The sequence below is a fragment of the Cyanobacteria bacterium FACHB-DQ100 genome, assembly GCA_014695195.1.
Lineage (GTDB): Bacteria > Cyanobacteriota > Cyanobacteriia > Leptolyngbyales > Leptolyngbyaceae > Leptolyngbya.
In genome coordinates this window covers 78,686-94,099 of record JACJNW010000025.1, presented here as the reverse complement: position 1 = coordinate 94,099, position 15,414 = coordinate 78,686, and the positions used below count along the sequence as shown (strand labels likewise).

The 15,414-nt window shown below is 46.3% G+C and carries 10 protein-coding genes and 2 pseudogenes; 2 read left to right on the top strand and 10 right to left on the bottom strand.

From position 1 onward, the window contains the following. Positions 1 to 539 precede the first annotated feature (539 nt). The 6 genes from H6F51_10245 to H6F51_10220 all read right to left on the bottom strand — a co-directional run bounded on the left by H6F51_10245 (position 540) and on the right by H6F51_10220 (position 7,648). On the bottom strand, positions 540 to 1,220 hold the full coding sequence (locus H6F51_10245) for a pentapeptide repeat-containing protein (protein ID MBD1822869.1): 681 nt from the start codon (positions 1,218 to 1,220) through the stop codon (positions 540 to 542). 554 nt (positions 1,221 to 1,774) lie between these two features. Beyond that, positions 1,775 to 3,283 carry a mannitol dehydrogenase family protein gene (locus tag H6F51_10240; protein MBD1822868.1) on the bottom strand — a complete coding sequence of 503 codons (1,509 nt, stop codon included), beginning with the start codon at positions 3,281 to 3,283 and terminating at the stop codon, positions 1,775 to 1,777. Further along, a complete protein-coding gene (gene ugpC / locus H6F51_10235; GenBank protein MBD1822867.1) occupies positions 3,240 to 4,397 on the bottom strand; it encodes a sn-glycerol-3-phosphate ABC transporter ATP-binding protein UgpC in 1,158 nt (385 codons plus the stop codon). The genes H6F51_10240 and ugpC overlap by 44 nt, the downstream gene beginning before the upstream one ends. Before the next feature lie 36 nt (positions 4,398 to 4,433). Next, positions 4,434 to 5,255 (bottom strand): carbohydrate ABC transporter permease, encoded by an 822-nt coding sequence (locus H6F51_10230; protein ID MBD1822866.1) that lies wholly within the window; start codon positions 5,253 to 5,255, stop codon positions 4,434 to 4,436. Positions 5,256 to 5,269: 14 nt separating this feature from the next. Beyond that, on the bottom strand, positions 5,270 to 6,187 hold the full coding sequence (locus H6F51_10225; protein MBD1822865.1) for a sugar ABC transporter permease: 918 nt from the start codon (positions 6,185 to 6,187) through the stop codon (positions 5,270 to 5,272). A gap of 114 nt (positions 6,188 to 6,301) precedes the next feature. Then, positions 6,302 to 7,648, bottom strand: a complete 1,347-nt coding sequence (locus tag H6F51_10220) for a sugar ABC transporter substrate-binding protein (protein MBD1822864.1) — start codon at positions 7,646 to 7,648, stop codon at positions 6,302 to 6,304. Between the two features lie 157 nt (positions 7,649 to 7,805). Here H6F51_10220 and H6F51_10215 point away from each other — a divergent pair, with 157 nt between their 5' ends. Then, complete coding sequence (locus tag H6F51_10215; protein MBD1822863.1) at positions 7,806 to 8,633, top strand: SDR family oxidoreductase; 828 nt, start codon at positions 7,806 to 7,808, stop codon at positions 8,631 to 8,633. Between the two features lie 185 nt (positions 8,634 to 8,818). After that, positions 8,819 to 9,781: a sugar-binding transcriptional regulator gene (locus H6F51_10210; GenBank protein MBD1822862.1), complete on the top strand. Its 963-nt coding sequence runs from the start codon at positions 8,819 to 8,821 to the stop codon at positions 9,779 to 9,781. 384 nt (positions 9,782 to 10,165) lie between these two features. On the opposite strand, the gene xylB is transcribed toward H6F51_10210, so the two are convergent. From xylB to H6F51_10190, 4 genes and pseudogenes are all read right to left on the bottom strand, one after another. Next, complete coding sequence (gene xylB, locus H6F51_10205; protein ID MBD1822861.1) at positions 10,166 to 11,632, bottom strand: xylulokinase; 1,467 nt, start codon at positions 11,630 to 11,632, stop codon at positions 10,166 to 10,168. Continuing rightward, a pseudogene (locus tag H6F51_10200) lies at positions 11,625 to 12,583 on the bottom strand (FAD-dependent oxidoreductase). The gene xylB and the pseudogene H6F51_10200 overlap by 8 nt, the downstream one beginning before the upstream one ends. 1,196 nt (positions 12,584 to 13,779) lie before the next feature. After that, positions 13,780 to 14,058, bottom strand: a pseudogene (locus H6F51_10195) (transposase family protein). Between the two features lie 161 nt (positions 14,059 to 14,219). Further along, entirely contained in the window at positions 14,220 to 15,275 is a 1,056-nt protein-coding gene (locus H6F51_10190) for an NHL repeat-containing protein (protein ID MBD1822860.1), read from the bottom strand. Positions 15,276 to 15,414: the final 139 nt, after the last annotated feature.

The following is a 15,414-nucleotide window of genomic DNA, read 5'->3' as shown; positions in this document are numbered from 1 at the left end:
ACAGGTTTGTTGCCATAAATTTTCTAATACTTGAGGAGTCTGTAAGGCAGGAGAGAAAAAAGGGGGGAAGAACCCGAACTTTTGCTCAATTTCTGTCGTAATTTGCTGACTGGTTCGCATAAATAACGGTTGAATTTAAAAACAAGCACAAGAAATTAGTAAACCCATCGCCTCTCTGTCTGGCGAGCCAGAATTTACAGAGGCAGTATAGGGAGTATATTTGCTTATCCGGTTGTAGTTTAGCTCAGCAACTGCTCTGAAATCTTGTTTTGCATAGACTTTTTTTTATATTTGAGCCTTAAGACGTAGATGTTTTTAAGTTCTCTCCGGTAGCTCGTCAAATGAACGTGGGGTTAGTACAGGGTAAATGCATCTTAAAAGCTTGAAGGTGAGGAAGGAACCCTATCCTTCTGGAGGGCGTTTAATCTCGCATAGCTTCAAGTCTCGACTTAAGCGGTTAGAAAATATGATCGCGAAATTAACGACACCGATCGCGTTCTCTAAAACCACTGCATTCAGAGCCGTAAAGAATTTTTTCTTCACCAAAAAGTGCTCTCTACGATTACACCATCGAGACCAGCACCCTTGAGATTCGCGCCGTTGAGATCGGCACCGCTGAGGTTAGCCCTGCTGAGATTGGCTTCGCTGAGATTGGCTTCGCTGAGATCGGCACCCCGGAGATTAGCTTCGCTGAGGTCGGCGCCGCTGAAGTTAGTATTGAAGAGGTAAGCACCCTGGAGATTAGCCCTGCTGAGGTCGGCACCGCTGAGGTTGGCATTGAAGAGGTAGGCACCCCGGAGATTAGCTCTGCTGAGATCGGTACCGCTGAGGTCGATAGTGTTGCTCAGCTGGGGGAAGTTGCGTTGGCTCATCCATCTGTTCCAAGCTTGAATTTGTCCTTGCTGCAACAGGTGAAAAGGCACATCCCCTGCAATATGAGTCGGAAGCGCAGAGCAATCTGAGGACTTAAAGAAAGTCCTCCAGAGTAGACCAAACAGCCTTTTTCCCGCCCCATGCATCCAGCGCAATCGAACAGCGCTGGGTGATTCAATCTTATTGTTCAAGCGGGTTAATTTCGTTCGAGACTGAGAAAGAGGAACTGGTTTAGGCGGCGGCGAGGAGGGTTGCTGCACAAAATAGCTTCGGTTCTGGATGGACAGTTCAGGATACATCAAATCCCACCACTCAGCTACAAATCCCCAAGCCACTAGCCAAAGCATTAACGCCAGAATACAGCCCTGCTCCGATCAGCATCGGCGCGATCGCGGGTTCAGAGTTCATTAAAAAATCGATTTCTTCCATCGCCATTGGGAATAAGAGACGAGTTTAGCGTTCCCAGATTGAGTGTGGTCTCAAATGTTTGAATTCAAACAAGTCAGACTGGTACAAAAAATATTCCAATTCCTATAGTGTTCTTATAGAGATTGGAATATTTTTTGGTATACCAGTCTGAGTGGAAGACAAAAAGTGCTGTGAATAAGCAGTTTTTACAATATTTTTTCTACTTTGCGGTAGTAGGGGTTGTGAGTTCAAATCCCGCCGCTCCGATTGACAGAACCTCCTCTAGCAGGGGGTTTTGTCGTTTCTGGGTAAGGCTTTCAGGGATCACCCAGTGCTCAATAAGAGCGTCATAGAACCTCACTAATGTATTTGGCATCGAGCGATCGTACTAGTGCAACAAAACTTGGTGCAATTGAGTTACATCATGCCTTCTGGTCCTGAGCCTGTTCAGCTGGTTGCACTCCGATACTATCCAATGACCTCTAAATACATTTCACCTCATAATATGAACTTGAAGCAGCCCTATTAAGGTTTCTTTTGCTCCGACGTCATATAGATTGCGGAGATGATTCGTGACTGTCTCAACGAAACGCAAAGACTGTGGGAGATCGCCAAAAAGTTCAGATAACCTGAGGAGGCTACTGGGGTTGGAACCGCCTGCTTGGGCACGTTGAGTTAGAGCATCTGCCATTGGATCATCAATTGAAATTGGCTTCTTCTGGTCATCCTGCCTATTTAAATAGCGGAACCAAGCAGCGATCGTCAAACTTAAATAGTCAATTGATCCACCCTGCTGTAGTTTCTCCCGCAGTGAACTGAGCACCCACTTAGGTAACTTAGCTGAACTATTGAGACACAAGCGTGGAAGCTGATCTCGGATTTTGGGATTTGCAAATCGCTCAATCAACGTCTTTTTATAGTTGTCCAAATCAATTCCAGGAACAGGCTGAAGGGTGGACGTCACTTCCTCCATCAACTGTTCAACTGCTTGTCGAATTAACCGATCTGCCATCGTTTCATGGACATAGGAGTAGCCCATCAGTGTGCCTAGGTAGCCAATGAGCAGATGGCTAGCGTTGAGCAGGCGGATTTTCATCATCTCGTAAGGATGAACATTATTCGTAAATTGAACGCCCACCACTTCGAGTTCTGGTCTACCTGAACAGAAGTTATCTTCGATCACCCACTGAAGAAAAGGTTCGGCAACGGCTGGAAAAGCATCCTCAATGCCAAACTGGTGCCGAACCATTTCGATATCCGATGGAGTGGTAGCGGGAGTAATGCGATCGACCATACAGTTTGGAAAGGCAACATGGTCAGCAATCCAACGACCTAACTCTGGATCGCGCATTTCTGCGAAAGTCGTTAGCATTTTTTTGACAATATTGCCGTTCCCCTGCAAGTTATCACAAGACAGGACAGTAAAGGGCGCTAATCCCTGTTTACGACGCTGATCTAATGCAGCAATCAAAAAGCCATATACACCAATGGGTTCATCTGGATGTTGTAAATCATGCTGAATCGTTGGGTGATTGACATCAAAATCACCGCTGCCCTCGATATAGTAGTAGCCTCCTTCTGTAATCGTGAGTGTCACAATACGGCATTGGGGATGGGCTAATGCATCAATCACAGCTTGCCGATTCTCTGGTGCGAATAGGTACTGTGTAATAGAACCAATGACCCTAGCATTATCGCTTTCGGGCGATCGCTCTACTAAGGTGTATAAGCAATCTTGTGACTTCAAAGCATCTCGCATCCGATGATCGAAATCCAGCAAGCCAACTCCACAAATGCCCCAATCACTGTTGGGATGCTGGTGAAAGTAATCGTCAAGATAGAGCGCTTGATGGGTTCGATGAAATCCGCCTACACCAATGTGGATAATTCCATTTGTGATTTGATGACGATCATATTGGGGAATGCGAACATCACTCGTTAAACGATCAAGAGATGCTTCATTCAGCTTGATGGCTGATTCTGTTTTGATATTGTGGTTCATGGGAGTCATCCAGTGTTAAATGGTGACGACGAGCCTTGGGAACAGCCTCACCGTTTTGATTGAACAGATGGCAAAGTTCGCCATTCACCTGGATAAATGCGCGATCGTGTGTACGACTAGGATTGTCACCATCAGTTTGCACAACCAATGTGTCACCGCCAGCAATCCTGACATAGAGAAATGTTTCTCCACCCAGTTGTTCTACCACAAGTACCTCACCTGTTAAGGTTGGATTGTTGTGATCCAGTCCTAAATGCTCTGGTCGAATTCCTAAGGTTGCGCTATCTCCAGTGGAGAGGCTTCCAGGTCTAACTGGAATTGTGACGCGAGTACCGCCTGGAAGTTGAACTGTTGTACCGGAATCATTGACGGCTGATACTGTAACTGGGAGAAAGTTCATTTTAGGTGAACCAATAAATCCAGCCACGAATAGATTCCGGGGATGATGATAGAGTTCCAGTGGCGACCCTACCTGTTCCACAATGCCGCCCTGCAATACAACAATCTTATCGGCAAGCGTCATCGCTTCTACCTGATCGTGCGTGACATAAATCATTGTAGATTGCAAGCTATCGTGTAAGCTCGATAGCTCCAGCCGCATCTGCACTCGCAAAGCTGCATCTAAGTTTGACAAGGGTTCATCAAACAAAAACACCTTCGGATTCCGAACGAGTGCCCGACCGATCGCTACCCGTTGACGTTGACCACCCGATAGCTCTTTCGGTTTCCGGTTCAAGAGGGGTTCTAATTGAAGGATACGAGCAACATCTCGCGCCCGTTCCAGTCGTCGCGCTTTTGGCATACCAGAGAGCCGTAGACTGAATGCCATATTTTCTGCCACTGTCATGTGGGGATAGAGCGCATAGGTCTGGAACACCATTGCCAATCCGCGCTTGTCCGGCGGCACATCATTCACTCGTTGTTCATCGATGAACAGATCGCCAGAGGAGATTTCTTCCAATCCCGCAATCATCCGAAGTAACGTTGATTTTCCGCAGCCAGAGGGACCGACGAACACAACAAACTCACGATCGTGAATGTCTAGATCAACGCCCTTGATGACTTCAGTATCGGTGTACCGTTTATGGATATTTCTTAAAGTAACTGTAGACATGAACTGCTCCTATCAATGATTACAAACAAGCAGATGCTATTTGACGGCACCAAAGGTGAGACCTCGAACTAACTGTCGTTGGCTCAACCAACCAAAGATGAGAATGGGTGCGATCGCTAATGTTGATGCAGCAGAAAGTTTTGCCCAGAACAATCCCTGCGGGCTGGAGAATGAGGCAATAAATGCAGTGAGTGGAGCTGCATCAGATGTGGTTAGATTCAAACTCCAGAAGGCTTCGTTCCAGGACAGAATAATGGACAGCAGTGCAGTAGAAGCAATTCCCGGTAATGCTAATGGGAGCAATACATGACGAAGCTCTTGTTGGGTGCTTGCGCCATCCATGCGATCGGCTTCTAGAATCTCTTTTGGGACATCCTTGAAGAAGCTATAGATCATCCAAACCACGATCGGTAAATTGCTCAATGTGTAGATAATAATTAAGGCAAGGCGAGTGTCTAGCAGTCCAGCATTTCGGCACAGGATGTAGATGGGAACCAGGACACCAACAGACGGTAGCATTTTGGTGGACAACATCCAGGTTAAGGTTGTCTTGGTGCGCTTGGTTGGGAAGAATGCCATCGCATAGGCAGCAGGGATAGCAAGCAGCAGTGCAAGGATTGTTGAACCGAGGGAAACTGCTATGCTATTAAACGCATAATTGGCATAATTCGCTCGATCCTGAATCGTTGCATAGTTTTCCAATGTTGGCTGGAAGAATAATTGAGGCGGTGTGGCAACCGCAGCAACTTCTGTTTTGAAGCTCGTGATGAACATCCAGAGGATTGGGAAAAACAGGAGTAAAGCAGCTAACCAGCCAAGCACTGCCCACAGCCATTTACGAGAATTTTTACGTGCCATTTTAAGTGCCCCAATTAAGTATCCAAATTACGAGCCACACTCCGCAACAAGAAGATTGCGACGATGTTTGCCAGAATTACGGCAATCAAGCCACCCGCTGAAGCACCGCCCACATCAAATTCCAGGAGTGCTTTCAGGAAGATGTAATAAGCTAAGTTAGTTGTTGCTAAACCAGGACCACCTCCAGTCGTTACGAAAATTTCCGCAAAGATGGTGAGGAAGAAGATCGTCTCAATCATTGCCACTACGGCGATCGCACGACTGAGGTGTGGTAACATTACAAACCGAAACAGAGCGATCGCATTTGCACCATCCATTCGAGCCGCTTCTAGCTGTTCGTGATCAAGTGACTGAATCGCTGTCAATAAGATCAACAATGCAAAGGGTAACCACTCCCACGACACAATGATGATGATTGCTAGCAATGGAAAGTTAGCGAACCAATCGATCGCGCCTAAGCCCAACCCTCTTGTAATCTGAGCAAACAGCCCATTGACTGGGTGCATTAGCATATTCTTCCAAACCAATGCACTGACTGTGGGCATGACAAAGAAGGGAGAGATAGCAAGTACCCGCGCAATTCCCTGACCGGGAAAGTCTTGGTCAAACAGGACGGCGAGTAATGTACCGAGACCGATCGTAATCGCCAAAACTGCAACGACGAGAACGATCGTAGTTCCAATCGAAATCCAGAAGCCCGCATCACTTAGGATAAAGGTGAAATTCTCAATTCCAATGAATTTCTGTGCATCGGGATTTAATAAGTTATATCGCTGGAAAGAAAACCAGATGGTCATCACCAGCGGCACAATCATCCAGAGCAGCAGAGCAATGACGGAAGGCGCAATTAGCGGTAAGGTTGATGCCTGACGATGAGTTCGCTGTCTAGGGGGTTGTGTTTCGGGGTGACGTTCTACAACTATTGAAGACATAGCTTTAAAGACCGCAAATTAATTGTTTTTGAACCACGTTGGTCAGAAAGTAAGAACAGATTTTTCGCCATTAGTAATCTTGAGTAATCTTGAAAGCTGCTGTTAAATCTGTTCCTACTGGATGTAGCCTGTATGTCTCATGAAGCGTTCCGTTGTGCTTTGGGATTGTTGCAACGCTTGATCGACAGAGGTACTACGGGTCAGCGCAGCCGCGATCGTCTGCCCAGTCGATGATCCAATCGCCTGAAATTCTGGAATATCCACATACTGAATGCCTTTATAGGGCGTTGGTTGAGCAGCCGGACGGGTAACATCAGCAGATTGGATAGAACGCAGCACGATCGAGGCAAAAGGAGCGGCTTTTTGATAGTTAGGATTCTGATAGGTGGAAGTGCGAGTACCCGGTGGTACAGCAACCCAACCATTTTGGTCAGCGACCAGCTGGATATACTCCTTCGAGGTGGCCCAAGCAATAAATCGTTCTGCTGCTTCTGGTGATTTCGAGGTTTTAGGAACTGCTAAAGCCCATGCCCAGAGCCAGTTTGAACCATTAGGGTATTTCTCGATCGGCGCACGAGCAAAACCCAGCTTGTCATATACCTTGGACTCTTTCGGGTTCGAGAGTAGTCCCGCCGCAACGGTTGCATCAACCCACATTCCGCACTTGCCCGTTGAGAACAAGGCTAAATTTTCATTGAATCCATTAGAACTTGCGCCAGGGGGACCATAGTTCTGCATCAGATCCACATAGTAGTTGATCGCTTCTTTCCAAGCGGGTGTATTAATCGTCGGATTCCATTTCATGTCAAACCATTGACCACCATAGGTATTCACGAGCGTTGAAATGAATCCCATATTTTCACCCCAACCCGGTTTACCCCGTAAGCACACGCCATAAACCCCATTTTTGGGATCATGAACTTTACTTGCCCACTCTTTAATTTGAGGATAGGTGGGCTGTTCAGGAACTGTAATTCCTGCTTTTTGAAATAAATCCTTGCGGTAATAAAGCATCGAACTTTCGCCATAGAACGGCACAGCATAGAGTTTGCCGTCATTGGAAAGCCCTTCTCGAATGGGTTTCAACAGGTCGTTTACATCATAGCTAGCAGGCAGATTTAAGGATCTTAGCCAATCGCGTCTTGCCCAGATCGGTGTCTCATAAGAACCGATCGTCAAAACATCAAATTGCCCACCTTGGCTCGCAACATCAGTCGTGACCCGCTGGCGCAATACATTTTCTTCCAACACTACCCATCTCAGTTGAATATCGGGGTTAGCTTTCTCAAAGTGACTGGAAAGCTCCTGCATGATCACCATGTCGCCATTATTGACTGTGGCGATCGTGAGTCTTGTTTTTTCTGCCGCTCGCGAACCTGATGAACAAGCATGCAACAGTTGCGTCAACATCATGCCAATCAGGAACACAACGATGATTTTGGCGAAGCGAGGTGTGCGCATCGCTAGCTCCTTATATTAAAGATCGAGCAAGTAATATTGATTTTATGCTCTGCTTTTGGGCAAAAGCTCAATAATAGAAATCATACTGACCTCAGTTCTAAAACTAAATCGTTCATTGATATTTGAAACAATTCTTGATTAACAAGGAGATAAAACCGTGACGGCAAGCGCAACTTATTCGTTTGAGGGAAAAACTATCTTAATTACAGGGGGTGCTGGAGATATTGGAAAAGCAACGGCACAACGCTTTGCAGCTAATGGTGCTGGAGTAGTTCTGCTGGATTTAAATGAAACCAAAATGGCAGAGGTAGTGCAGGACTTAAAGGAGTACAATGTCCCCCTTGTTGCATTTCACTGTGATGTGACGCTTGCAGACAGCGTGGCAAAAGCATTTTCTGGTGCTGTAGCGCAGGTTGGACAGATTGACTACGTCTTCAATAATGCTGGCTACCAAGGAGCATTTGCCAAAACTGAGGACTATCCAGAGGATGATTTTCAAAAGGTGATTGATATCAATGTCGTTGGCGTTTTTCACGTTCTAAAAGCTGCCGCTCAGCAGCTCCGCGATTCAGGCGGCGGCGCGGGCACGTACCCGTGTAGCAGAGCTATCGTCAACATGGCGAGCCATGCAGGAGTTGATGGACCTCCGAATATGCTGGCATATGCAGCTTCCAAGTTTGCAGTGATTGGCATGACTCAAACTGCTGCAAAGGATTTAGCACCTTACGGAATTCGAGTGAATTCTCTCTCACCTTCACTGATTGGACCAGGTGTAATGTGGACACGGCAAACTGAATTGCAGGCAGCAGTAGGTTCTCAGTATTTTGATGCAGACCCTAAAGTTGTAGAACAACAAATGATTGATTCAGTGCCAATGCGCCGTCTGGGCAGTTTAGAAGAGGTTGCCAACGGAGTTGCTTTTCTCATGAGTGATGAAGCAAGTTACATTACAGGATTTAACCTGGACATTACGGGAGGTCAATAGCGACTTCGGGGTTTTGAGTCGTTACTGTCGATCGTGAACGTCTTACTTCTCAAAAATTACCTGCTCTGTAGATTTTATTGAGGATAATGTAATAGAGTTTACAGAGAACTTTGAGCAAATATAGTAATTTTGGGCATATGCTCAAAGCTCTCTTTAGACAGATGCGTTTTCCCAGATGATGAGATATGGAAGAAACTTTTCTTGAGCGGCGCGATCGTAAACTGGATCTCGCGGCTCATGCAGCTTGGCTCTATTACATTGGTGGCAATACTCAGGAAGAGGTTGCCAATAAACTCAATGTCTCCCGTCAGGCAGCTCAACGCCTAGTGGCATTGGCTGTTAGCGAAAAACTGATCAAGTTTCGCCTTGATCATCCTTTAAGAGAATGTATAGAGCTAGCTGAATCATTACGGGAAAAATTTCAATTGTCCTTATGTGAAGTAGTTCCCAGTGATGATCGCAATGTCGATCGGTTTAATGGGATTGGGGTATGTGCTGCTAATTACCTAGAGAGTTATTTGCTTGCAAAAGCCCCAACCATTCTGGCATTTTCTTCTGGAAGAACATTGCGAGCAATGGTGGAACAGATTCCAGCAATGAATCAACCTCAGCATAAAATTATCTCCATTATCGGCAACCTGTCTCACTATGGGCGTGCGGGTCGTCATGAAGTTGTGATGCACCTCTCCGATCGCGTTGGTTCTCAAGCTTATCCTGTCCCCACTCCGGTTGTTGCGACCAGCATTGAAGAACGGCAGCTACTACAGACACAGCGATCGTTTATTACCGTAAAGACCTTAGCAGAGCAAGCTAAAGCAACATTTGTTGGGATTAGCCATCTTGCCTGGAATGCCCCGCTCCATCAAGACGGCTTTATTAACGATGAAGAAGTTGCTAAATTGATTGAGCTGGGAGCAGTTGGAGAGATTGCAGGCTGGGCATATAATCGCGACGGAGTTTTATTACAAGAAGGAATCAATAGTCGAGTAGCTAGCGTTCCCTTGCAGCAACCAGCTCAGCGCCTGGTTATTGGTGTAGCAGGTAGTGAAAAAAAGGCAGAAGCCATTCTAGCCGCTATGCGTGGCAAGCTCATTACAGGGTTGGTCACTGACAAAGCGGTTGCTGAAGCAATTCTTGCCAAAGTGTAAGTGCAATAGAGCATAAACCAAGAATTTATCGGCATTGCTGAATTTGAGTATGAATCTCGGATTCGCCCTCACCCTAGCCCTCTCCCCAGGGAGAGGGAACAAGAGGTTTCTAGCTCCCTTCTCCTTAGGGAGAAGGGTTGGGGATGAGGGCAAACCATACTTGCATTCAGCAACGCCAATTTATCAAAAACGACTGAGTGAATTGAAACCTCATACAGTCGTCCTTGATAAACCCCAAGGCTGGAGATTGATAGCTATTCATCCATGTTCCGAGGATTTGCCCGCGATCGGGGTGCAGCACTCGTTTATCAATCACTTTTTCAAATGCCTGATTTGTTACTGCTACATCAATAATGTGAATTGCTGTTGATTGCAGCGGATTGTTCAACGCACTGCTTTCAGGGCTTCATATAATTGTTTATATTTTTGAAACACAGGCTCATACATTAGATTTTTCTGGGGCTGTACAACGTCTTCAGCCTGGGGCAGGATCTTGAATGCAGCTTCTAAATTGGAATATGCCCCAACTCCTACCATTGCTAGAATTGCGGCTCCATAAGCAGCACCTTCTTCAGCCTTGGGCGCAATCAATTCTGTTTGCAACACATCTGCCAGGATCTTCAACCAAACGCTCGATCGTGCCCCTCCTCCCGTTGCCAAGAGTTGCTGCATGGGAGTTATTTCGTGAATCACATCTAAGGCTTCTCTTAGACTGAATGCCACACCTTCCAGTACAGCCCGGATCAGATCAGCTTGCGAATGTGCTAAGGCTAGATTTACCCAGGCTCCGCGAGTTTCTGAATCAAGATGAGGGCTGCGTTCTCCCGCAAGGTGAGGCAGAAATAAAACACCACGAGCACCAGGCTGTGAACTTTCCGCCAACTGCATCAGATCCGCGAAGGCAATCTGGGGAGCGATCGTGTCTCGATACCAGCGCAACGAGCCACCTGCCGCTAGCGTCACACCCAACAAGTGATAGCCGCCATCAGCATGACAAAACAAATGCACTCGCCCCTCTGGATCAGGGATGGGACGCTCCAGAGGAGCAAAAATCACGCCCGACGTACCGATACTCAGACTACCTCGATTCAGATTACTGGCTGAAATTCCCAACCCAATTGCGGTGGCTGCATTATCACCTCCTCCAGCAACGATTGGTAATCCGTCTGGTAGCCCCACGCGTGTTGCGATCGCTGGTTTCAAGCGTCCAGCGATTGCGGTGGACTCCACTACAGGTGGAAACCATGCTGAATTAATCTCAAGCGCATTCAGAATATCGATGTCCCACTGTCGATTCGCTAAGTTCAAACAGCCTGTTCCTGAAGCATCGGAGGGTTCTGTAGCGGCTGCTCCAGTCAATACATAGCCCAAATAATCCTTGGGCAGCAAGATTTGCCGAACTTGGGCATAGGCTTGTGGCTCTTGCGTTCGCAACCAGATGAGCTTTGGAAGCTGAAATCCTGTGATCGCAGGATTGCCAGTTCGTTGAATCAGTTCTTGGCGAGAAATTGCAGCTTCGATCTCTCCCACCGCCTTTCCAGTCCGTTGGTCATTCCATAAAATTGCGGGTCTGATCACCTGACCTTCTGCATCAAGTGGAACCATACCGTGCATTTGTCCCGACAAGCCCAGGGCGATCGCACGGTTTTCACCAAGCTGTTGAGCGATGTCTGATAAAGCCTCCAAACTAGCTTCTACCCAATCTGCCGGATTTTGCTCCGTCCAACCAGGTTGTGGCGTGAACAGGGGATAACTTTTTGTTGTCTGAGCAATAAGTTGCCCATGCAGATCAACCGCGATCGCTCGCACCCCTCCTGTCCCCAGATCTAGACCTATTACTACGTCAGCCAAGCTTCCCTCCCAGTTCTGAATGGTTTAACGGATCTTCCTCCTGTGTGATCAGGCGAGAACCTCCTTTGCGGCTGAAGTAATTCCAGGACCACTGGATCATCACAATCAGCTTGTTATCAAACTCAATCAAGTAGTAAATATGGGCAAACACCCAAATTAGCCAAGCCAGAAACCCAGAAAGCTTTAACCAGCCCAGGTTAACCACAGCGGCATTCTGTCCAATCACCGCTAAACTTCCGACATCTGAATAGTGGAAGGACGGCAATTCTCGTCTTTGCAGACGATATCGAATTAATTTAGCGATATAAGCGCCTTCCTGCATGGCAACGGGAGCAACTCCTGGCAAAGGTTGATCACCTTGGTGCTTGTAATGAGCAAGATCTCCAACAACAAAAATGTTTGGTTGTCCTGGCACGCTTAAGTCAGGATTGACGATCACTCGCCCTACACGATCGAGCGTTGCACCTGTCCGCTCAGCCAGTACTTTCCCCATTCCTGAAGCGCGAACGCCTGCTGCCCAAAGCACCGTTTTGGCCTGAATTGTCTCAGCTTGTTTTCCGCGGCGAACCATAACCGTATCCTCCGTAATTCCTGTCACAAAGGACTGTGTTTGTACTGTAACGCCTAAATTTTCGAGAGATTTTGCAGCAGCAGTTGAAAGCTCAGGAGGATAAGGCGGTAAGACACGATCTAGCCCTTCTAATAATAAAATCTGAGTTTCTCTCGTATCAATGTTGCGAAAATCATGTTTCAACGCATAGTGATCTAATTCGCCTGATAGAGTAATGGTTGAAAAAGATGAAAATTACGCTTATTGACTAATGTAATTTCAATGTGTTTAAAACGTCCCAAGGCTTTAGCAGCATATAAACCCCCAAACCCACCTCCAGCAATCACAATTCGGTGAGAAGCGGAGTAACCGTCTGTATCTGAGGGCTTATACTGTTCCATTTCAGGTATCCATAATAAAATCCGTTAAAAATAGACTTAATTTCGACGACAATTCACCTTTCACTTTGTAGCGATCGTTTACGGAATTTTTAGACCAGTTGGCAAACTTATATTTCATGCCATATGCGAGGGCAAGACACGGATTTTCCCCGTACTAGAATTAAGTCTTCAATGAATCACGTCCCGCCGCTCCGATTGATGAGAAGCCAGTCATTGACTGGCTTTTGTCGTTTCTGGATAAGTCTTTCACAAGTCACCCAATTCCCAATAAGAGCTTCATAGGAGGTTGTTAAGGCGCTAGTACCAAATTTTTATGACTTTTCTGATCTCAACCTGAATCCCGAACTCGCCCAAAGATTACACCTAGTTTTTTGGAGGTTTCTAAAAAACTGCTCCCAGTAAGGTCTATGAGCCTTATCGGGAGCGTGAAATGGTTGATTTTTGTACGTTCGCACATTAAATGTCGCACTTCGCAAATTAATGCCGCGTAAAACAGTGAGATAGAGTGCTTATCTGATAGGACTTTTAGGACTTTTAGGATTTTTAGTAGGAAAACGACGTTTGAAATCCTTCGCAAATTGAGTGTCGCAGAGTTAACTTTGCAAATTGGGTGTCGCTTCTTACTCAAAAAATCCTTCGCAAATTAAGTGTCGTTTTTAGAATTGTTTTTGCTGTAGCGATCGCTTCCTTAAAAATTTCTGACCCACCGCTCTCAAATCAGAAGATCGTTTCGCAAATTGGATGTCGCTTTTTTACTCTTTACCTGTTCTGGTTTTCCCCATTTCTGATACTAATAGAGACGCATTTTCTAATATCCTGAAAGACTTGATATTTCCTTGTCATTTGAGATTTAGCAAGAGTCACGATCGCTTAAACACCAGCAAGTACAAATCAGAAAATAGGATTTCGTTTATGGGAATTGGCAGGCTGAAGCAGGGATAGAATTGTCACAAAATTCTTCGCCATCGCTAAGTTTGTCTGTGAAAAATACGGCTAAAAATACTTGTTGGCACTGCCCCACGAAGTACTCACTTCTTCTAAAACTTTCTGTCCTGGGGTTTGCAGTGCCGATCGCTTTGGCAAACTCACCTGCAATGCCGCAATCTAAGCCATCGGCTCCGCCTAAAGTGAGTCAATCAGCAACACCAAAGCCAAGCGCGACAACTGAACCGAAAAAGATAGAGGAATCGACATGCCATCAGTAACGATTCAACCCGTCGAATCAATCGGCAGGCTGCCGACTCGCTTAACCCCCAGCTACTGCCAACATGAAACTGTGTTCGGTATTCGCGCCAATACTCCAGCACCACCAGAAGTTGGTCTTCGACGCTCAGTTTTGCTTGTCCCCCGCGTTTTCTCCGCCGGTCAAGGTCGGGACGCAACACTTCAACCATCTGAGTAAACGTTTCAGGAGATACGCTGCATCGGCGCTTGAACGCACTTGGCTTTAGATGTTTTAGCTGTTCATAGGTCATCAGTTTGTCCTCCTTGACCTACTTCTACTACCCTCTCACTGATTCACGCAAGAGGTCTGTTCTAATTTGCCTTGACCCGTTGTGTAGATACGCTCGTGTTTGAATAAAAAGCTAAATAGGCCCTCTCAGTTAGGAGGCAACTGTCTTGTAGCTATCTCAGGTTACTTTCGCTTTTGCAATCGCTTGATGATGCAGCGAATACTAGCTGGCAACAGCGCCCAAAGCGGCGAAAAACCAAACGGTACAGGAGTAATCGGTTCTAAAGATCCAGCGAAACGGGTGATAACAGGGGTGTTTTCATTAAAACTTGCAACCAAAAGATTGTTACTACGATCGATTGCCAGTGCAGAGGGAGCAGTGAGTCCACTAAGTCTCTGACGCTCGACACCAGTGCTGTCATAACGAACTACAACGTCGCCAGCGCTATCTGCCACCAAAATATCACCACTGCTATCGATCGCGATACTATTTGGGAGCAAACCCACCGTAAGCGCTTGTAATAGGGTACCTGTATTGCTATATTTTAGTACTTTGCTGGTATCAATATCGCCGATAAAAACATTGCCGCTGCTGTCAACCGCAATGCCAAATGGGCTACTCAAGCCCGATGTTGTATTAGCAAATATTCCAAGCGAGGTACCATTGCTACTGTACTTCCTTACATCTTTTGTAACATCGCTAGTATTCGTGACAAAAACATTTCCACTGCTATCCACCGCAATACCAAAGGGATTAGCCAAGTCCAATGAGGTAAACACTGCTGACGTAGTACCATCGCTACTATATTTCAGTACCTTATTGTTGGTTGTGTCCGTAACCAAGACGCTTCCATCGTTGGAGATCGCGATACCAGCGAAGCTTGCACCTGATCCAAATGTCGCTGATGGAGTGCCGTTGCTAGTATATTTTGATATAGTAGCGGTATCGAAATTCGAGACAAAGACATTGCCACTGCTATCGACTGCTATTCCCGTTGGAAGCCCCAATCCCGTATTAGTAAATGGTGTTCCAGTAGAGTTATAGGACAATGCCATTGCAGTCTGTAAAAAAGCAATATTCATGACTGCGGCACCCGCGATCGGCAAAGCGGCACTCCGAAGCATTGTGATCGCTTGAACTTTCCACGTTTCCTTGCGCTTCGGCTCTTGCAGAATTGTCTTATGCGTTAATCGTACTTTTGGCACGATCGGGGCGGTTTCATTCACACTGATACTCATACTTCCTCACGGGTAAAAAATGTGTCTTGGGGCTTGGTGCTATTAAAGCAGGAACGCTAGTGTTTGGCTCAGCATTTTTCAGAACAGAATATGTACTGAGTTTCTTGCATTGCTATTTTTTATTCCTCCGCCTTTAAGG

What these genes read in the sequence shown, in the direction of transcription:
- H6F51_10190 (MBD1822860.1), bottom strand. Translation starts at nt 15,275, where the DNA reads ATGAGTATCAGTGTGAATGAAACCGCCCCGATCGTGCCAAAAGTACGA.
- H6F51_10220 (MBD1822864.1), bottom strand. Translation starts at nt 7,648, where the DNA reads ATGCGCACACCTCGCTTCGCCAAAATCATCGTTGTGTTCCTGATTGGC.
- ugpC (MBD1822867.1), bottom strand. Translation starts at nt 4,397, where the DNA reads ATGTCTACAGTTACTTTAAGAAATATCCATAAACGGTACACCGATACT.
- H6F51_10210 (MBD1822862.1), top strand. Translation starts at nt 8,819, where the DNA reads ATGGAAGAAACTTTTCTTGAGCGGCGCGATCGTAAACTGGATCTCGCG.
- H6F51_10245 (MBD1822869.1), bottom strand. Translation starts at nt 1,220, where the DNA reads ATGCTTTGGCTAGTGGCTTGGGGATTTGTAGCTGAGTGGTGGGATTTG.
- H6F51_10225 (MBD1822865.1), bottom strand. Translation starts at nt 6,187, where the DNA reads ATGTCTTCAATAGTTGTAGAACGTCACCCCGAAACACAACCCCCTAGA.
- H6F51_10240 (MBD1822868.1), bottom strand. Translation starts at nt 3,283, where the DNA reads ATGAACCACAATATCAAAACAGAATCAGCCATCAAGCTGAATGAAGCA.
- H6F51_10230 (MBD1822866.1), bottom strand. Translation starts at nt 5,255, where the DNA reads ATGGCACGTAAAAATTCTCGTAAATGGCTGTGGGCAGTGCTTGGCTGG.